Here is an 18,795-nt window from a genome sequence, read left to right on the forward strand (position 1 = left end):
AATATTTTTCCAAGAGCTAAATAACCCCATATCAAGAAAGTTAATTTTGTGATGTTACTTAACAACTCCAATAACAAAACCATCATATCCTTTTAATCCAACAGTCTGAATTGCTGTAGTGTCAATACGAGGGTCAGCAGCTAATAGATCCATTAATTGACGTACACCCTTGACACTTTCATCTTGACTCGTCTCATAAATTACCTCTCCGTTTCGAACGACATTATCTACAATAATTAAAGCGCCTGGACTTGCTAATTTTAATGCCCAATTTAAATAGTGAGGATTATTTGGTTTATCGGCATCGATAAATACGAAATCAAATAAAGGCTTCGATTCTTTTAATGTTGGTAATGTATCTAACGCTTTTCCTATAATAATTTCTACTTTTTCTTGCAAATTTGCTTTTATGATATTTTGTTTGGCAACTTTTGCATACTCATGGCTAATTTCTAAGGTTGTTAATTTTACATCTTCGGGAAGTGCACGAGATAACCAAATACTACTGTATCCACCTAAAGTACCGATTTCTAAAATGTTTTTAGCGCCTTTAATTTTTGCTAATAGATAAAGTAATTTACCTTGAGTTGGAGACACATCAATACTAGGTAAACCGGCTTGATCATTTGCAATTAATACATTTTCTAAGATAGGATCATTCGGAATTAGTTTTTCGAATAAATATTCATCAACATCGTTCCAAATAATGTTATTAGTCAAGATTATTTCCCCCTTACTTTGTACTGTTTCAAAAAAGTATATGGTATTGTTTGATAAAAATGCTTCTACAGGAAAAAAGTCATACACATGAAGTGAAAATTCATACTTATTCGGTTTGTTTTGCAGAATTGTGTTTGCTAAAATAAGTAGGTAGTAAAATTAACGAGTAGAGGAGATTTTTAAATGATTAATAAAATCGGTAAAGTTACTGTTTATGTAGAAGATCAAGAGCAAGCAAAAGATTTTTGGATTAATAAGATGGGGTTTGTTCTAAAAATAGAAATGCCAATGGGACCAGATGCTAAATGGATCGAAGTAGGTCCAAGCGAAAGTGAATTTACTACTTTAGTTCTATACTCAAAACCTTCGATGGAACAATTTAAACCAGAAAAAATAGCTCATCCATCTGTACTTTTTAGCACAACGGATATTGAAGCTGCTTATGAAAAAATGAAACAAAATGGCGTAAAAGTTGATGATCTGATGAAAATGCCATACGGTTCAATGTTTAATTTCTACGATCAAGATGGTAATGATTATTTATTAAGAGAAGACAAATAATACATAAGAAAAAGAGTTGTTTCCATTTAGAGAAACAACTCTTTTTTACTTAAATAAGATGTTCGAATTTTACTCGTTTATTTAAATAGTACATAATCGGTATACCAATAACCATCACTACAAATTCACCAATGGCTGTAGTTAAATAAGTCATAGGGAAAGGTAAATGAAATGCTAGTTTTAATTCGATTGCGATTAAGAACATAGTAATCGTAAATACAACCGTGTTAACAATCATTCTCGGTATAATACCTTTTATAAATTTTGACGTTGCAATTGTAATTAATAATGAAATAATCGATTGACCAACACCAAAGACTAAATCATATGCCATTATTGGAGAAAAGAAAAAATTAGCTAATATTACTCCTAAAACTACTCCATATATGTACTTTTTATTAAATACGACTAAGTGGTTAAAAATTTCGGATACACGAAACTGTACATTCGTAAACCCGAACGGTTGAATAAAGTACGTAACTGCAATATAAAGTGCAGCAAATACTCCATTAACAGTAATTGTCTTTAACTTCATTTTGTTTCTCCTTAGTTTTTTTTCGTGGGAGGTTCTCGAACCACGTAAAAAATATATTTTTTAAACGTAAGAATAAATATTATACTTAAAAAAAATTTTAGTCAATAATAAAAAAGAATTTAATTATGAAAATAAGTTCAAAAAAATACTTTATAAAAAATATATTATACTGGTATAATTAGTTAATCAAAACAATTTATTTTTCTTTCAGTTTAAAATGAAAGGACTGACAAAATGACAATTCCTTCTAATCCATATATATTAGTATTTGGTGTTTCGATATGTGATATTATCGGGTTTACGAAAAAAAATTATCGTCCATATGATTCAAATCCAGGCAGTGTGAAAGTATCGTTTGGTGGTGTTTGCCGTAATATTGCAGAAAATATGGCAAAGATCAACTTAAATACAAAGTTTATATCAGTCATTGGTGATGATATCAATGGAATCAACATGTTAAATCACGCAAAAAATATGAACATAGATATGGAAGACACGTTAATTATTAAAGGTGAATCTACCCCAACCTATTTAGCTATTTTAAATGAAAGCGGAGAAATGGTCTCTGCAGTAGTAGATTTAGATATCACAAACAATTTTACAAAGGAGTTTATAGACTCCAAAACAGAGGTTATTCGAAATGCTGAATATATGGTAGTTGACGCGGATAATCCAAATATTTTGGCTTATTTATTAACAAATTTCCATAATGAAACAAAATTTATTTTAGATCCAGTTTCTGCTTCAAAAGCTTCAAAAATAAGAGATTATATTCAATATTTTCATACGATTAAACCAAACCGTCATGAAGCTGAAGTGCTATGGGGAAATGAAATTACATCAGTTGAAGATGTACGAAAAGCTGGCCGATATTTTAGAGAATTAGGCGTAACAAATGTTTTCATTAGTTTAGATGCAGAAGGAATATATTATAATAATGGAATAGAAGAAGGTATTATCCAAGCCGATGGAGTTTCAGTCGTGAATGTAACAGGAGCGGGAGATGCTTTAGTTGCTGGGATCGGATATGGCTATATGAATAATATGAGCATTGTTGATACAGTTAAATATTCGGTTTCAATGTCTTCTATTACAATTTCACATGTCGATACGATTAACCCGAATATGTGTTGTAACGTTGTAGATCACCATATTAATGAACTTAATTGGGTAGAAATGCAATTTTAATTGAGAACCTATTAGTGGGTTCTTTTTTTTGTTTTTGATTAGAAAATTGCCAGTAAATTTAGGGAAGTAGCAGCTAGATTTGAAATTGCAAATATAATTATTGAAGCTAAGTGTAAAGAAAATTAGTGAGTGCATATATGGTCAGTGAAGTCGCCAATAAAATCATGGATAGGTGTAATTAAAGTCTGTGAAACTGCAAATAAATATGAACTGCAAATAAAATTAGCAAAACAGCATTTAAAACCAATATAACTACAAATAAGCCAACAAGAGACCTCCGAAAAATATAAAACAGCAGATCGTAATCAAAAAACTTAATAAATCGAACCAAAAGGGTATTGGTTCAGAACAATAAAGATCAACTATCACACACATACTGAAGAAAGAACCTCGCTTAATACAAGGTTCTTTCCATCATTAAAGAGAACGAACTAAAATATCTCGTGCACTTTCTTTATCCAAAATTTTGTAACCACCAACTACTGGTTTTACGAATGATTTTTCTACTAACTCGTCTAGACGTGAGTCGTCAATTTGATAATCTGCTAAACGGTTTGGTGCACCGATTGAGTTCCAAAAACTTCTTAGTGCTTGGATCCCTTCTTCTGCAACTTGCTTTGTTGTTTTTCCTTCTTCAGAAATTCCAAAAACATTTGTTGCTAGCATTTTAATTCTGCTTGGATCATAGTCTAAGCAGTGACTTAACCAGTTCGGGAATATGATTGCCAATCCACCGCCATGTGGAATATCGTAAATGGCAGATACTGCATGTTCAATCTGATGTGATGCCCAGTCGCCGCCATCTGTACCGTTTAATAACGTATCATTAAAGGCTGTTGTTCCAGCGTACATAATTGTTTCACGTAATTCATAGTTTTCTAAATCCTTAACAAGCTTTCCACCAGCTTCGATTACAGTAATTAATAAACTTTCGATAAAGCGGTCAATCATAGGTGTATTGCTAGCACGGTGGAAATATTGCTCTAATGCATGTGACATAATATCAACAATTCCATAGATTGTTTGATCGATTGGTACCGAGAATGTATAAGTAGGGTCTAAAATTGAAAATTTAGGAAAAACGAATGGGTTACTCCATCCTCTTTTTTCATTTACTTCCATATTAGAGATGACCGATGTACAGTTCATTTCTGATCCAGTTGCTGCTAAAGTTAAAACAGTACCAAAAGGAGTTGCACTTGTTGGTTGGGATTTTCTAGTAATAAGATCCCACACATCTCCTTCGAATGGAACGCCAATTGCGATTGCTTTAACACAATCGATTACACTGCCGCCGCCTACTGCTACAATAAAATCAATTTTGTTATCTCTACAAATTTGAATTCCTTTTTGCACAGTTGTTAGTCTCGGGTTTGGTTCAACGCCAGAAAGCTCAAAAATCGTTTTACCACTTAGTTGGTTCATTACGTCATCATATACGCCATTTTTTTTAATACTACCGCCACCATAAATGACAAGTATACGATGATATTCTTGTACTTCATTTGCTAATTGTTCAATTTGATTTTTCCCAAACCATAATTTAGTTGGGTTATGTTGTAAAAATGGAATCAAGGTCTTGCTCCTTCTAGTTGTACTTACTTATTTTTTAGTGTTGTATTTAGCAATTGGGCTTGCTGAATGGCTAATTGATCTTCTAATATTGCTCCAGGTGAATTTCCGGTTCCAATAATATGTCCTTCAAGTGTTGCTCCAACAAATTCGAAAATATGTTTAAATTGTAAAATTAATGGTAGTGCTTTAATTTTTGGCTGATCGCCACCAACAATTACGACATACATTTTTTTGTTTTTCATTTTTTCAGCGAATTGTAGATCTTTATTACGAAGACTTTGAGACCAACGATCAATAAAGTTTTTCATGTATCCACTCATTCCATACCAATATAAAGGTGTTGAAAAAATAATCGTATCATGCTCTAGCATTTCTCTAACAATTTCCTCGTAATCATCATCAATTGGTTGGAAGCCATTTGGCTCATGTCTTTGGTCGTTAATCGCCTTTATATGTTTATGACGTAATTGTACCTCCGTCTTGGCAACATCTTTTGTAATGAGATTTGTTAGTTGCTCTGTATTTCCGTTTTCCCTAGAACTACCATGAATGATAAACATATTGTTTCCACTCCTTTTTGAATAAATTATGTTTGTAATTATGAATGATAACGATCTTAAAATAAAGTACGTACTAAAAAGTGCCTATAAAACTTTTTGGATCAACTAAGTCTATAGAACTAAATTTGGGCTTTTTATAACTGATAAATATTTGAACTATAAATTATTTGTATGCTATATTTTATGAACATTTACTGTTGACTGCAAAATCATTGTTAGGACAATAGTTATATATCTACAATATATGGTGATTTTGAAGTTTTCATTTGTACTAAAAAAGTTGAGTAAAATAACTTTAATTTTAATTAAATAGTAATTAACAATGATGGAGGATATATGAAAGAATATAATATGCCGATTGAAGCAGCGATTGAGGTAATAGGTGGTAAGTGGAAATGTATCATACTTTGCCATTTAGAAACTGGTAAAAAAAGAACGAATGAGCTTAGAAAACTGATGCCTAAAATAACTCAAAAAATGTTGACACAGCAATTAAGAGAGTTAGAGGCAGATGGTCTAATTAATCGTATTGCTTATGATCAAATCCCACCTAAAGTGGAATACGAATTAAATGAATATGGTAAATCAATGAAACCAATTTTGGATCTCTTATGTGCATGGGGCGGAAATCATATAAAGAAAAGCAAAACGAATTAATACGATCGTTATAAAATTAAGAAACGACAAAAAATTTATTAAATTTAAAATTTTTTGAAGGAATTTAAAAAGAAGTGTAGAAATATTTATTTAGAGACTACTATATAAATGTAAAATCGATTCATAAAACGATGATTACATTAATATAGTAGTAAAGGTTGTGTGTTCGTTAGGGAAATTCCCATATATTTCTAAATGGTATTCTTGGCGAATTGTCATCCTTGTTAAGAATTTTTTTTATGCGGTTTATTTGTTTTGTAAGCGTTTACTTAACGCTCTTACATAGTTTTTTCTTTTCTTTACAAAAATCGTAATTTATAGGGGGAAATTAAAATGAAACAAGATGAATTAAAACAAACAAATACAAGCTATGATGTTTTTCCAGTATCAGATGTGCATCATTTAGAATTATATGTAGGGAATGCGAAACAAACAGCTTATTTCTTCGCAAACACTTTTGGATTTACACCAGTAGCATACTCTGGTTTAGAAACAAAAGTACGTGATAAAGTTTCTTACGTATTAAAAAATGGTACGATCCGTCTAGTTATTACTGGAACTTTAAAAGAAGATTCTAAAATTGCTGACTTCATTAAAAAACATGGCGATGGTGTTAAAGATATCGCTTTATTAGTAGATGATATCGAAGCAGCGTATCAAGGTGCAGTAAGCCGTGGAGCAATTAAAATTATACCTCCAACTGAAGTTAGCGATGAGTATGGAACAGTTAAAAAAGCTGTAATCGGAACTTATGGTGATACAATTCACACATTAATTGAAAAAGGCGATTACAATGGTCCTTTCTTACCAGGATATAAAGATCGTGCTTTCACAATTCCTGTAAATGAAACAGGACTAATCGCATTAGACCATGTAGTTGGTAACGTTGAAAGAATGGAAGAATGGGTTTCTTATTATGAAAATGTAATGGGATTCCAATCAATGATCCATTTTGATGATGACGATATTAGTACTGAGTATTCTGCATTAATGTCAAAAGTTATGACAAATGGAAGCAGAATTAAATTCCCAATTAATGAACCAGCTGAAGGTAAAAAGAAATCACAAATTCAAGAGTACTTAGACTATAACAATGGACCAGGCGTACAACATATTGCTTTATTAACTGAAGATATTGTTGATACAGTTACTAAGCTTAGAGCTTTAGGTGTAGAATTCTTAAAAACACCAGATACGTACTATGATATGTTAACAGAGCGCGTTGGAAAAATTGATGAAGATATTGAGAAATTAAGAGAATTAAAGATTTTAGTTGACCGTGATGATGAAGGGTATTTATTACAAATTTTCACTCGTCCTATCGTTGACCGACCAACTTTATTTATTGAAATTATTCAACGTAAAGGTGCTAGAGGATTCGGTGATGGTAACTTTAAAGCATTATTCGAATCAATCGAGCGCGAGCAAGAACTTCGAGGAAATCTATAAGGAGTTGTAACAATGGAAATTAGACCGGATACTTTACCATGGCAAGATGCTTATAAGCTGTTAATTGGTTCAGTGTTGCCTCGTCCGATTGCTTTTGTTTCAACTGTAAACTCAGAAGGTGTAGCGAATGTTGCACCTTTTAGTTTCTTTACAGCGATTTGTGCTGACCCGATGTTAGTGTGCTTTGCACCAATGATCAGAGGTACAGACGGCGAGAAAAAAGACACATTAAAAAATATTGAACAGACGAAACGATTTATTATTAATATTGTAAGTGAAGAAATTTGCGAACAAGTTAATAATGCTGCTGCAGATTTTCCATATGGAGTAGATGAATTTGAACAAGTTGGGCTTACAAAAGTGGATGGAACAACTGTGCAAGTTCCTCGAGTAAAAGAAAGTTTAGTAGGACTAGAATGTGAGCTTCATGAGCTACTACATTTTGGTGAGAACAAAGGTGCTGGAAGTTTAGTAATTGGTAAAGTCGTTAATGTTCATATAAATGATGAATTATATGCAGATGGCAAAATCAATACTGAAAAGCTAAATCCAGTCGGTCGCCTTGCTGGTCATTCTTACACTCGTGCTATCTCTGATACTTTTGCAATTGAAAGAAAAAGGTGAAGGTATGAAATTTATAACTTTTCAATATGATGGTAATGAGCGTGCAGGTTTATTAGTTGAAGATCAAGTAATTGATCTAAATAAAGCTAGTAATGGCCGAATTCCAGCGGATTTACTAACAATTCTAGAAAACTATGATTTATATAAAAATGAAATAGCAGAAATAACAGGAGAAGGTATTCCACTTTCTTCCGTTCAATTGCGAGCACCATTACCAAAACCACAAAGTATTCGTGACTTTTATGCCTTTGAGGAGCATGTGAAAACTGCTCGCGGCAGAAGAGGTCTAGAGATGATACCTGAGTGGTATGACGTACCAGTTTTCTATTTTACGAATCATCGAGCGGTTATTGGACCTGAGGATCATGTCAGTATTCCAACTAATTGCAAAAAGATGGATTTTGAATTAGAAATCGCTTGTATTATCGGTAAAGAAGGTAAAGATATCCCAGTTGAAGAAGCCGATGATTATATTCTTGGCTATACAATTTTGAATGACTGGAGTGCTAGAGATATTCAAGCACATGAAGTAAAGGTTGGCTTAGGTCCATCAAAAGGTAAGGATTTTGCTACTTCTTTAGGACCTTGCATTGTAACGAAAGATGAAATTGAGAAATTTAGAACAGGTAAAAGCTATGATTTGAAGATGACAGCTGCAGTTAATGGAAAAGTCATTTCTAGTGGCAACTTTTCTTCAATTTATTATTCCGTTCCAGAATTAATTTCTCATGCTTCAAAAAATGTAACACTCTATCCAGGTGATGTGATTGGATCCGGAACTGTTGGAACAGGTTGTATTTTAGAACTGGGTGAAGAAAAACATCGCTGGTTAGAAGATGGAGACGTTGTTGAGTTAAGCATTACAGGTTTAGGTACATTACGAAATACTGTAAGAAAGTGAGGGGAAGCGTGTGTATTATCGTAGTCTAGGTAAGATTCCAAAGAAAAGACATATTCAATTTCGTAAAGAAGATGGATCATTATACAGAGAGCAGGTAATGGGAACAAAAGGATTTTCAGGTACTCAATCTATTTTATATCATAACCATATGCCTACATCCGTTAGTGAAACATCATTTTATAAATCACTTCAAATCGAATTTGAAGAACAAACATCCCTGCAACACCGCCATATTCGTACAAACAATTTAGAGCGTACAGGTGATGCTTTAGAAGGAAGAGTATACGTTTTAGGTAATTCTGATCTGTTAATTGCAGTTGCTAACGTAACGGAAGAAAGCAAGCATTTTTATCGAAATGGTGAAGGAGATGAAATGTTCTTCGTCCATTACGGTTCAGGTGAAATCCAAACAATGTTTGGAACAATTACTTACCGTAAAGGGGATTATATCATGATCCCTATTGGAACAATTTACAAAGTAGTTCCAAATGATGATACGAAGTTTTTAATTGTTGAGTCAAATAGCCAATTAACAACGCCAAGACGTTATCGCAATGAATATGGCCAAATGCTTGAGCATAGCCCATTTTGCGAACGTGATTTTAGAGGACCAGAAACATTAGAGACATATGATGAAAAAGGTGAATTTACTGTTCTAACTAGAGCAAGAGGAAACCTATATAAACATGTCTTAACACATCATCCATTTGATGTAGTAGGTTGGGATGGGTATTTATATCCATGGGCATTTAATATTGAAGATTTCGAACCGATTACAGGAAGAATTCATCAGCCACCACCAGTACATCAAACATTCGAAGGACATAATTTTGTAGTGTGCTCATTTGTACCAAGGATGTATGATTATCATCCTGAAGCAATTCCAGCGCCTTATGTACACAGTAATGTAAACAGTGATGAAGTCCTTTACTATGTAGAAGGAAACTTTATGAGTAGAAAAGGGATCGAACAAGAGTCTATTACATTACATCCATCAGGTATTCCACATGGACCACATCCAGGTAAAACTGAAGGCAGTATTGGAAAGAAAGAAACATTAGAACTAGCAGTTATGATTGATACATTTAGACCACTTTACGTAGTAAAAGAAGCACATCAATATGAAGATCCAGCTTATATGGGTAGTTGGATTGAAAAGTAGAGTCTTTTGATTCTACTTTTTATTTGAATTTGAAACAAGCTATGCTCAAGATAACGCAGGTATTATGGAACTAGATAATTTGAAATATTCTTGAAAATAGTACTAGATTAACAGCTTAATAATATGATAAACTGACAACATTATACAAAACTTTGAATAAAAGGAGAAATAAGCATGTACGTGAAACCACAAATTTTGACTCTTCAAGCATACACACCAGGAAAACCAAGTGAAGTAGTCATGCGTGAATATGGTCTAGACAAAGTAGTAAAACTTGCATCAAATGAAAATCCATTCGGATGTTCTCCTAAAGTTTTTGAAGAACTACGTAATGTAGTAAGTAAGTTTGCGATTTATCCAGATGGAGCGACAGAAGAAATTAGTAAGAAATTAGCAAACTTTCTAAATATACAGCCGGATCAATTAATATTCGGAAGTGGTGCTGACGAAGTTATTCAAATGATTAGTCGAGCGTTGCTTACAAAAGAACATAATATTGTACAAGCATCACAAACTTTTTCACAATATGCTCATCACGCAGTTATTGAAGGTGCTGAAGTTAGACCTGTACCTTTAGTGAAAGGTGTACACAATTTAGATGCTATGCTTGAACAAATAGACGCGAATACTAAAATTGTTTGGATTTGTAATCCAAATAACCCAACAGGTACATATATTGGAAGCCGCAAATTAGTCGAGTTTTTAGAAAAAGTACCAAGCTCAACTTTTGTAGTTGTTGACGAAGCTTACGTGGAATATGTATCAGCATCAGATTTCCCTGATACAATCTCATTACTAAATAAATTTGAAAATCTAATCGTATTAAGAACATTTTCAAAAGCATACGGCCTAGCATCTTTCCGAATTGGTTACGGAATCGCAAATAGCAAATTAATTCAAGAATTAAATATCGCTAGACTACCATTTAACACTTCAATGCTATCTCAAGTAGCAGCAATAGCAGCACTTGAAGACCAAGTCTTTATTAAAAACTGTGTTGAACAAAATAAAAAAGGCATGGAACAATACGAAGAGCTTTTCAACAGCTATGGAATCGAATTCTACCCATCTCAAGCAAACTTTATATTTGTTCCACTTGAAAATAGTCAAGAAATCTTTAAAGATCTAGAATCAAAAGGATACATTATCCGTGCATTCCCTAATGGAATTCGAATTACAATCGGAACTGCTGCTGAAAATGAAGGACTAATCTTACATTTAAAGCCGGCATTAACGAAAAATACTTCTACAATCTAATTAATTGGAAAATCGTCATTTTTAAGAATGACGATTTTTTTGTTTTATCTTTATATAACGGAAATGGGGTGAAGACAAGCTTTATTAAAAGTCGCTAAACAGGAATGTAATATGCGAGCTTGTTGAACTACCATGAAAATAAGTTAGTTCTGATTTAACAAAATGACAATACTTAAGAAAACCCTGCTCAATCGTTAAAAAAAAGAGGAGAGCTTAACTAAAAAGTCTAGTGATTACAGTTGACTGGATAAAGTCAGTATCAGTATTGACAAATCCAATTAATTTTCATTCGCTGTGGTGCAGCGCTTGCGCAGCATGGGTGGCTAAATGTCAGATTAGTTGAACAAGGTATTAAGTACTTTAAGTAGAATATAAATATGTAGAATAAGGAGTAATAAGAGAGTGCGAGTTGGGAGGAAATAATGAAAAAGATTATATTCACAACAATATTAATTTTTCTAGTATTTTCTTTGAGTGCATGTACTAATGATCAAAATACTATTTCTGAAGCTAATTTGACAAATAGAGAATCGGAAATACTTTCAACAACATCGGATGTTTCTTTTGTTTATGACTTCAATGTTGAAAGTAGTTACAAACAATTATCTGTTTGGGTTGAAAAATATGAATTTGGTAAATTAGTCGGAAAAAAGATAAATCACATTACTTCTGAAATTAAAGATGATGGTACAATTATCTTTGCAACATCTAAAACACTTAATAATCAAAATCAATCTGTATTTATTCTTGGTATTAATGGTCGTGAAAGCAACCGAACAATTATTAATGATGAATTAGAAGGCGTTTGTACTTGGAGAGGCCCCCATATAGTAAACAATCCGTTTAAAAATAATATAGTTTTAGCTAGCTTTATTTGTTATAAAAATGGAAATCATATGAATTCACTTACTGATGATTTTTATAGAGATGTGAATAACCATATTAAGGAAATAAAAGACTATAAAGTTGTATATTTACTTAGGGCTAAATTTACTAAATAGGTGGAAGGATTACATAAAATGAATTTTTCCAAGAGTAAATTGATTTGGTTTTGTTAAAGTTAAAGATTTAAATATTGAATCTTAAGAAAAGATGGTTTGAAATTGGAAGTTCTTGTTACTACGTTGTCGAACGCATGCGATAGTTGAAGATCACGAGTCACAAAAATGGCTCGTTTTTTTATTGAAGAAAATGGCAGAATAGTTCAATAAAGAACGGAACTTTATAAAGGAATTTTTTGTTTAATATAGAAATAATCAAACTTAAGAAAGTTGTTATTCAGGGGTGAATGTAATGGGAGATTTGAATAAATTAAACCCAATCGATACAGCACATCAGTTTATTAAAAAGTATTTTCCAAACTGTCAAGGAGCTTTATTAGCTGGAAGTGTAGTACGAGGTGAGGGAACAAAAACATCTGATCTTGATATTATTATTTTTGATAGAAATCTAACTTCAGCTTATAGAGAGTCATTTATAGATTTTGGTTGGGCTATCGAGGTATTTGTACATAACCTAACTTCTTATAAGAGGTTTTTTGAAATTGATTTTAAAAGAGCGACACCTTCTTTGCAAAGAATGGTTTCAGAAGGAATAATCCTAAAAGATGATGGAATAATTGACTCTATAAAAAAAGATGCTAATAAGATATTAGATAAGGGACCAGAAGAATGGTCAGAAGAAACGATAATAACAAAACGATATTTTATTACGGATGCATTGGACGATTTTATTGGTTGCTCTAATAGAGCAGAAGAAATATTTATTGCTAATACACTTGCTGAACTGGTAAGCGAATTCCTATTGAGAACAAACTGTAAATGGATTGGTACATCGAAATGGGTAGTTCGTTCATTAAGACATTATGATGAAGAATTTGCAAATCATTTTGTAGAGGCTTTTGATAATTTTTATAAGACCAGTGATAAAAATCAAGTTATTCAATTAGTAGAGAATATATTGCAACCCTTTGGAGGACGATTATTTGACGGTTTTTCATCGGGTAAAAAGTAAATACCTTATGTAACTAAACCAGCTAATAGTTTGTCAATAATTTTCAATAAAAAAATTTTGTGACTCATGTTATACTATTTTTGACATGCCAAATAATCTTCCACTTATTCAAAATTGGAAGATTATGATAATTGAAGTTGGTTCAGATTTTAAGCTAGATCTTGGAAATTGGTTTTGCTTTTTAACAGGGCATAAATCCAATGTAATAGTTTGTTTACACAAGCAATAACTGTTACTCTAAATGTTTTTCCTTCCTGGCGCTTTTAATCGTAAAATTGTCGCATTCGTTTATTTCTTGGGATAATTTCGTCTGTTGTCTTACTCTTACGATTATCACGAATTGCACACCGAACAGCCATGAATAGCGCATGTCTCAAGCGACTCGAACCACGTTTTGTAATTCGGTTTCTACTGGCTGTGAATTTACCAGATTCAAAGACACTTGGATCAACTCCAGTGAAAGCCACAAGTTTTTTAGGATTATCAAACCGATCAATTTCACCAATTTCAGAGATAATCGTTGCCGCGATTTTTTTCCGATACCTGTAATCGATTGGTTGATAGTATATTCTTCAATTTCTTTTACGAGGACATCTATCTCTGATTTTAAATTGGATAGATGTTCTTTGTATTGAAGAACCATTTTAATATGCATTTCAAGCGAAATAATAAGGCTTCTATAAAGATTTACTTGAAACGGATTTTTTTCAGCCGCAATTATTAAAAGCTTAGCTCTTTCGTTTGCCCATTGTTTAGAACGACTAGTACATAAAGATGCGATTCGTTTAGCTAGCTGTTCTTCACCTGCTTGTAACACAGCCTCAGATGAGGGAAACTCTAGTAAAGTTAAGAGCGAAACATTAGAATACAAATCTCCAAATACACCTCGATATTCAGGAAACACTTGATCTAAAATCGCTAAAAAATGTAGTTTTGCCTGTGAACTAATTCCCGTTAAATGCTCGTGCTGTCTCGTTAAATTTCGTAGGTTCAGTAACTGTGCACCACGTTTTTTATGTGGCTCTAACTCTTCTTTGTAATACAGCTCGCAGAGGTGGTACGCATCGAAGACATCAGTCTTTACTTTTCTTAAACTCGAGCTTTTAGCACGATAAGAGATTAATGGATTAATAACGATGTAAATATAATTTAGGCTATCTAAGAACTGCATAACTGGAGAATGGTAATGCCCTGTTGATTCCATTATTCAATACTGGTTTTGTGTTCGCTATTTCTTCGATACTCTTTAAGAATTGAAGTAGCTGTTCAAATCCTTCAACTGTATGTAAAATCTTAAAACTTCTTTTAAAAGGAGTCTTTCTATCTAAAAAAGCTTGTATTTGACTTTCTCCTTTTGCGACATCCAGACCAACTACTGGATTCATAAACTATCTCCTCCTAAAACTCCCTTATAGTGTCATAGGTTCGCTTGTTATGCGGGATCTTTGTCCCAACCAGCCCAAAGCATGTTTCTATAAGTAGGGGGTGAACTGTTTAGTTGACGGGGTCTAAGCCCCACGAGTGCCTCGTTCTGCCCCGACTACTTAATCATAAGACCATATAAAAAATGGTCAACCAGAAATTTTAACTGGTTGACCTTATAATACGAACGCAATGCGTTAGTTGCATATCAAAGCTCCTTAATTGCAGATTTTTTATTTGTAAATGACAGAATAGTTAAAGGAAAGTGTTGGTAATTCCAAAATGTGGTAAAGTTAATTTGTTCATTTAATTTAGAATTTACTAATATTAAAGGAGATAGATTATGCAAAATAAAGGACAACTAGAAGTAATTAACCTGCTAATATTGACACAGGATCAAATGGAATATACAAATTTCATCGTAAGTGAAGTAAATGATCACGCACTAAGAATAGCTGTAATAAATGGTGATTTTCACTGGCATAAACACGAGGATTGTGATGAATAATTTTATGTATTAGAAGGCGAACTTTTTATTGACTTAGAAAACGATGAAACCATCTCTTTAAAACCAGGAGAAATCTTTAGGATTCCAGCTAACACAATGCATCGAACTCGTTCAAATGAACGTACAGTTAACATTTGTTTTGAAAAGATAAGTAATGATATAAAAGGTACAAAAACAATAGATTGATATCCAACTAATGGACTTTTTTTGTTTTAGTAATTATAAAGTTATACCAACAACATTAAAAAGTATTTATTTAAAATGGGGTGGAATCATTGATTTTAGTTAGTTCTTGTTTAGCTGGTTTAGAGGTAAGATACAACGGTTCCCATAGTTTAGATAATAGGATTCAAAAATTGATACAAGAAAATAGAGCTATTACTGTATGTCCTGAATTACTTGGAGATTTTTTAACACCAAGAGAGCCTGCAGAAATAGTAGGTGGTGACGGAGAAGATGTTCTTGATGGGAAAGCAAAAGTAGTTGAGAAATCGGGTAGAGACGTAACAGAACTTTACATAAAAGGGGCTTACCATACACTAAGGAAAGCTCAAGAAGTTAATGCAACTATAATTGTTCTTAAGGAGTACAGTCCATCCTGTGGAAGTGCCATGATTTATAATGGTGAATTTAAAGGTAAGAAAGTTGTTGGAAATGGTGTCACAACAGCATTACTTAAAAGAAACGGTTTAAGAGTAATTTCAGAGGAAAATCTTACCGATATTCTTGATGAAATAATATAATTCTTAACCAACTAACGCATATGTTTGTTGTATAACGAATATGCTGATTTGCAGACTTTTTTATTTTACTAACGGATTTTAATCTACAAAAAACCAACGTAATTTTTGAATTGTTCTTATAATTCTTAACGAGGTGATTTTTAATAAATCATGATCATTAGGAGGAAGACAGAGTGTCAAATGAAATTAAGAGTTACATTGACTATCAAATGGTAAAAATTCCAGGAGGAAATATAGAATTAAGAGACGATAGAATAAAAAGTAAATGGAAAACTGAAATAAGACCATTTCTACTTGCCCAGTATCCTGTAACTATGGGTATATACAATACTATAACAAATACATCACTTAATACTTTTGTCAGAGATCTAAAACCAGTTGTGAATATTTCTTGGAATGATGCCATTTCTTTTTGTAATCTACTTTCACAGAAAGCAGGACTGAAAGAGTGTTATTCAATAAGTAATGATGGTGAAAACATATTTTGTGATTGGGAATCAGATGGCTATAGACTTCCTACAGAAGCAGAGTGGCAATATGCGTGTAAAGCAGGGACCACTGGTTATAGATACGGTGAACTTGATAAAATTGCCTGGTACAATGAAAATTCTGGAGATAAAATACATGAAGTAGGAAGAAAGGAACCGAATGCATGGGGTCTGTATGATATGTTAGGAAATGTTTGGGAGTGGTGTTGGGATTTATATGATGAACAGGTCTATGGGTCCTACCGAATTTTTCGAGGTGGTAGCTGGGCAGAGGTAGCAAGAGGTTGTGGTGCTTCATGTCGTCGTCGTAGCCATCCGTCATTTTGCATAGAAGACCTTGGATTCCGTCTTGCACGGTCTTTTTAAATTCCTCAAAGGATGAGGACAGCTATTAGTCATTGCTTAAACGTTCTTATGCAACTAACGCGTGCGTTAGTTGAACAACAAATTAATTGTTGTTAAGTAAAAGAAGATATTTGTTGTGCAAAAAAGGATGGAAATTACAGAAGAATTTATTCTGTTTCCATTCCTTTTTTTTTGCTTTTTACCTAGATTCATAGGAAGATGTTTCAAGAAATTGTTAAACATCTTTAGGAGCGAAAATATCTCTATGCTGACGTATGGTACCCTTACGTGCTCGTTGGGGCCAATCCTCTTTTCAACCCCATTTTGGCTATCGTCCAACTCTCATGATTATTTACGGGAATAGATTGCAGGACTTCCAAGTTATATCAAGGTGTATTTGCCCATTTCAGTCTGCGAAACTTGACGTAATTTAAAAAAAAGTAAATATTGTCAATTCGAGGAATGAATTATAAAATAATTCTGAACATTAAAAATTTGTTAGAAGAATGGGAGGAAAAGCAATGAAGAAACGCAGGAGTATTATCGCAGCCACATCTATTTTATTAACGATGACGGTTCCAACCGTCATGGCAGAAAGGGGCGCACACACACAAGCAGCAGTAATCGAAACATCCGATGCCAGAACAGTTGCGAATCAGTATCTAAAGGAACACGCTTACAAGTATAACCTAAAAGAGGACCTCTCCGATTTGAATGTTGAAGCAGTAATTAATTCAGAAAAAGGTTCTTATGTCCGCTATCAGCAAACAATAGAGGGAGCACCAGTATTTTCTAATCAACTTACGGTTACTTTGAATCAATCAGGTAAAATTCTGCTTGTTGTTTCCGATTATGCCCCGTACAAATCAGTTGAAAAAATAAAAAATAAAATGTCTAAAGAGGATGCAGAATCAAAAGCGATTAAAAACATCGGTGCAAAAGACAAGGGCAATTGGGCAAAAAACTCTAAAGAATTTGGTTATATAATTGAAGATGGTGTAGCTATTCCGATCTATCGCGTTGTTGTACATACGGACGAGCCGTTTGGTGCTTGGGAAACGTACATTCATGCTGAAAATGGAAAACTATTAAAGAAAAGAAACCTAAACCAACGTGCTACTGGAACAGGACAAGTATTCATGCCCAATCCAGTGGCATCGCAAGGCTCTATCACAGGTCTCACAGATAAAAGAGATGCAGACTCCACTGCTCTGAACAATCAATTAAAAGCAGTCAGTCTATTAGGACTTGATGGATCTGGCTACTTAAAAGGTAGCTATGTAAACATATACTCGAAAGCAAAAACCTTCTCATCATCGAATACGTTCAATTATACCCGATCAAATGATAGTTTCGAGGATGTGAACACATATTATCATATTGACACATTACAACGTTATATCCAGTCAATAGGTTTTCAGAATATTAATAATCGTTCGATTAAAGCCAATGTAAATACTTATACTCAGGATAACTCTTTCTACTCTCCATCCACGAAAGAGTTGACGTTTGGATCTGGCGGAGTGGATGATGCTGAGGATGCAGGAATTGTCGCACATGAATATGGACACTCAATCCAAGATAACCAAGTGCCTGGCTTTGGTAATTCTGTTGAGGGAGGTGCAATGGGAGAGGGCTTCGGGGATTTCCTAGGTGCTACTTATGAAGATTCTCTGTCAACAAATGGATATGGTAAAGGATGCATCGGCGAATGGGATGCTACTTCCTATTCTTCAAGCAATCCTCCTTGCCTACGTCGACTAGACAATAATAAAGTGTATCCTCGTGATTGGGCAGGGGAAGTGCATGCGGATGGTGAAATCTGGTCTCAAGGGGAGTATGACATGGCGAAAGCGTTTGGGCGGGATATTGCAACCAAGATCATCTTGCAGTCTCACTTCTCTTTGACTCCAAATGCAACATTCAGAGATGGAGCTAGAGCTATTAAACAAGCTGATGTACTGCTCTACGGCGGGTCGCACGGAGCTCAAATTGATTCAATTTGGGGAGCTCGCGGAATTTCAACCAATTAAAAATTTCAAAGCTCTTCCTTTACGAAATAGGGAAGAGTTTTTTATTATTAATTT

At 33.5% G+C, this 18,795-nt stretch carries 18 protein-coding genes, 2 pseudogenes and 1 riboswitch; of the genes and pseudogenes, 15 read left to right on the forward strand and 5 right to left on the reverse strand.

Annotation, left to right across the window (positions count from 1 at the left end; translation table 11 throughout):
- Positions 1–54 precede the first annotated feature (54 nt).
- Positions 55–720, reverse strand: a complete 666-nt coding sequence (locus tag ACFVRR_RS03380; RefSeq protein ID WP_387324620.1) for an O-methyltransferase — start codon at positions 718–720, stop codon at positions 55–57.
- Between the two features lie 183 nt (positions 721–903).
- Here ACFVRR_RS03380 and ACFVRR_RS03385 point away from each other — a divergent pair, with 183 nt between their 5' ends.
- Positions 904–1,281, forward strand: a complete 378-nt coding sequence (locus ACFVRR_RS03385) for a VOC family protein (RefSeq protein ID WP_097975394.1) — start codon at positions 904–906, stop codon at positions 1,279–1,281.
- 49 nt (positions 1,282–1,330) lie between these two features.
- On the opposite strand, the gene ACFVRR_RS03390 is transcribed toward ACFVRR_RS03385, so the two are convergent.
- Entirely contained in the window at positions 1,331–1,816 is a 486-nt protein-coding gene (locus ACFVRR_RS03390) for a QueT transporter family protein (RefSeq protein ID WP_387324623.1), read from the reverse strand.
- 5 nt (positions 1,817–1,821) lie between these two features.
- A riboswitch (PreQ1 riboswitch) is annotated at positions 1,822–1,866 on the reverse strand.
- A 184-nt stretch (positions 1,867–2,050) separates the two neighbouring features.
- Between ACFVRR_RS03390 and ACFVRR_RS03395 the strand changes: the two genes are divergently transcribed.
- On the forward strand, positions 2,051–3,004 hold the full coding sequence (locus tag ACFVRR_RS03395) for a carbohydrate kinase family protein (protein WP_387324626.1): 954 nt from the start codon (positions 2,051–2,053) through the stop codon (positions 3,002–3,004).
- 417 nt (positions 3,005–3,421) lie between these two features.
- On the opposite strand, the gene ACFVRR_RS03400 is transcribed toward ACFVRR_RS03395, so the two are convergent.
- Both ACFVRR_RS03400 and ACFVRR_RS03405 read right to left on the reverse strand, forming a co-directional pair.
- Entirely contained in the window at positions 3,422–4,579 is a 1,158-nt protein-coding gene (locus ACFVRR_RS03400; RefSeq protein WP_387324629.1) for an iron-containing alcohol dehydrogenase, read from the reverse strand.
- A gap of 23 nt (positions 4,580–4,602) precedes the next feature.
- Positions 4,603–5,139: a flavodoxin family protein gene (locus ACFVRR_RS03405; protein ID WP_387324632.1), complete on the reverse strand. Its 537-nt coding sequence runs from the start codon at positions 5,137–5,139 to the stop codon at positions 4,603–4,605.
- A 336-nt stretch (positions 5,140–5,475) separates the two neighbouring features.
- Here ACFVRR_RS03405 and ACFVRR_RS03410 point away from each other — a divergent pair, with 336 nt between their 5' ends.
- The 8 genes from ACFVRR_RS03410 (at position 5,476) to ACFVRR_RS03445 (ending at position 13,202) form a co-directional block, all read left to right on the forward strand.
- On the forward strand, positions 5,476–5,796 hold the full coding sequence (locus ACFVRR_RS03410; protein ID WP_097975384.1) for a winged helix-turn-helix transcriptional regulator: 321 nt from the start codon (positions 5,476–5,478) through the stop codon (positions 5,794–5,796).
- Between the two features lie 333 nt (positions 5,797–6,129).
- Positions 6,130–7,245: a 4-hydroxyphenylpyruvate dioxygenase gene (gene hppD, locus ACFVRR_RS03415; protein ID WP_387324636.1), complete on the forward strand. Its 1,116-nt coding sequence runs from the start codon at positions 6,130–6,132 to the stop codon at positions 7,243–7,245.
- Positions 7,246–7,257: 12 nt separating this feature from the next.
- Positions 7,258–7,869, forward strand: a complete 612-nt coding sequence (locus ACFVRR_RS03420; protein ID WP_069034472.1) for a flavin reductase family protein — start codon at positions 7,258–7,260, stop codon at positions 7,867–7,869.
- Between the two features lie 4 nt (positions 7,870–7,873).
- On the forward strand, positions 7,874–8,770 hold the full coding sequence (locus ACFVRR_RS03425) for a fumarylacetoacetate hydrolase family protein (RefSeq protein ID WP_387324640.1): 897 nt from the start codon (positions 7,874–7,876) through the stop codon (positions 8,768–8,770).
- Positions 8,771–8,780: 10 nt separating this feature from the next.
- Positions 8,781–9,932, forward strand: a complete 1,152-nt coding sequence (locus ACFVRR_RS03430; protein ID WP_097975378.1) for a homogentisate 1,2-dioxygenase — start codon at positions 8,781–8,783, stop codon at positions 9,930–9,932.
- A 174-nt stretch (positions 9,933–10,106) separates the two neighbouring features.
- Complete coding sequence (gene hisC, locus ACFVRR_RS03435; RefSeq protein ID WP_387324642.1) at positions 10,107–11,189, forward strand: histidinol-phosphate transaminase; 1,083 nt, start codon at positions 10,107–10,109, stop codon at positions 11,187–11,189.
- 422 nt (positions 11,190–11,611) lie between these two features.
- A complete protein-coding gene (locus ACFVRR_RS03440) occupies positions 11,612–12,190 on the forward strand; it encodes a hypothetical protein (protein WP_387324645.1) in 579 nt (192 codons plus the stop codon).
- 292 nt (positions 12,191–12,482) lie between these two features.
- A complete protein-coding gene (locus tag ACFVRR_RS03445; protein ID WP_387324648.1) occupies positions 12,483–13,202 on the forward strand; it encodes a nucleotidyltransferase domain-containing protein in 720 nt (239 codons plus the stop codon).
- 149 nt (positions 13,203–13,351) lie between these two features.
- On the opposite strand, the pseudogene ACFVRR_RS03450 reads toward ACFVRR_RS03445, so the two are convergent.
- Positions 13,352–14,587 (reverse strand): annotated as a pseudogene (locus ACFVRR_RS03450) (IS110 family RNA-guided transposase).
- Between the two features lie 380 nt (positions 14,588–14,967).
- Between ACFVRR_RS03450 and ACFVRR_RS03455 the strand changes: the two are divergent.
- The 5 genes and pseudogenes from ACFVRR_RS03455 to ACFVRR_RS03475 all read left to right on the forward strand — a co-directional run bounded on the left by ACFVRR_RS03455 (position 14,968) and on the right by ACFVRR_RS03475 (position 18,741).
- On the forward strand, positions 14,968–15,132 hold the full coding sequence (locus ACFVRR_RS03455) for a cupin domain-containing protein (RefSeq protein WP_387324651.1): 165 nt from the start codon (positions 14,968–14,970) through the stop codon (positions 15,130–15,132).
- A gap of 12 nt (positions 15,133–15,144) precedes the next feature.
- Positions 15,145–15,318: pseudogene (locus tag ACFVRR_RS03460) on the forward strand (cupin domain-containing protein); the annotation flags it as partial.
- An 89-nt stretch (positions 15,319–15,407) separates the two neighbouring features.
- Positions 15,408–15,875: a 2-thiouracil desulfurase family protein gene (locus tag ACFVRR_RS03465; protein ID WP_387324654.1), complete on the forward strand. Its 468-nt coding sequence runs from the start codon at positions 15,408–15,410 to the stop codon at positions 15,873–15,875.
- Positions 15,876–16,084: 209 nt separating this feature from the next.
- The gene (locus ACFVRR_RS03470; RefSeq protein WP_387324966.1) at positions 16,085–16,729 is read left to right on the forward strand and encodes a formylglycine-generating enzyme family protein; all 645 of its coding nucleotides are present in this window, start codon (positions 16,085–16,087) and stop codon (positions 16,727–16,729) included.
- Between the two features lie 500 nt (positions 16,730–17,229).
- A complete protein-coding gene (locus ACFVRR_RS03475) occupies positions 17,230–18,741 on the forward strand; it encodes a M36 family metallopeptidase (RefSeq protein ID WP_387324656.1) in 1,512 nt (503 codons plus the stop codon).
- Positions 18,742–18,795: the final 54 nt, after the last annotated feature.

The organism is Gottfriedia sp. NPDC057948 (assembly GCF_042887255.1).
GTDB lineage: Bacteria > Bacillota > Bacilli > Bacillales > Bacillaceae_G > Gottfriedia.

Coding starts and splice junctions, on each gene's coding strand:
- ACFVRR_RS03385 (WP_097975394.1), top strand. CDS start 904: ATGATTAATAAAATCGGTAAAGTTACTGTTTATGTAGAAGATCAAGAG.
- ACFVRR_RS03390 (WP_387324623.1), bottom strand. CDS start 1,816: ATGAAGTTAAAGACAATTACTGTTAATGGAGTATTTGCTGCACTTTAT.
- ACFVRR_RS03395 (WP_387324626.1), top strand. CDS start 2,051: ATGACAATTCCTTCTAATCCATATATATTAGTATTTGGTGTTTCGATA.
- ACFVRR_RS03405 (WP_387324632.1), bottom strand. CDS start 5,139: ATGTTTATCATTCATGGTAGTTCTAGGGAAAACGGAAATACAGAGCAA.
- ACFVRR_RS03410 (WP_097975384.1), top strand. CDS start 5,476: ATGAAAGAATATAATATGCCGATTGAAGCAGCGATTGAGGTAATAGGT.
- hppD (WP_387324636.1), top strand. CDS start 6,130: ATGAAACAAGATGAATTAAAACAAACAAATACAAGCTATGATGTTTTT.
- ACFVRR_RS03420 (WP_069034472.1), top strand. CDS start 7,258: ATGGAAATTAGACCGGATACTTTACCATGGCAAGATGCTTATAAGCTG.
- ACFVRR_RS03425 (WP_387324640.1), top strand. CDS start 7,874: ATGAAATTTATAACTTTTCAATATGATGGTAATGAGCGTGCAGGTTTA.
- hisC (WP_387324642.1), top strand. CDS start 10,107: ATGTACGTGAAACCACAAATTTTGACTCTTCAAGCATACACACCAGGA.
- ACFVRR_RS03440 (WP_387324645.1), top strand. CDS start 11,612: ATGAAAAAGATTATATTCACAACAATATTAATTTTTCTAGTATTTTCT.
- ACFVRR_RS03445 (WP_387324648.1), top strand. CDS start 12,483: ATGGGAGATTTGAATAAATTAAACCCAATCGATACAGCACATCAGTTT.
- ACFVRR_RS03455 (WP_387324651.1), top strand. CDS start 14,968: ATGCAAAATAAAGGACAACTAGAAGTAATTAACCTGCTAATATTGACA.
- ACFVRR_RS03470 (WP_387324966.1), top strand. CDS start 16,085: ATGGTAAAAATTCCAGGAGGAAATATAGAATTAAGAGACGATAGAATA.
- ACFVRR_RS03475 (WP_387324656.1), top strand. CDS start 17,230: ATGAAGAAACGCAGGAGTATTATCGCAGCCACATCTATTTTATTAACG.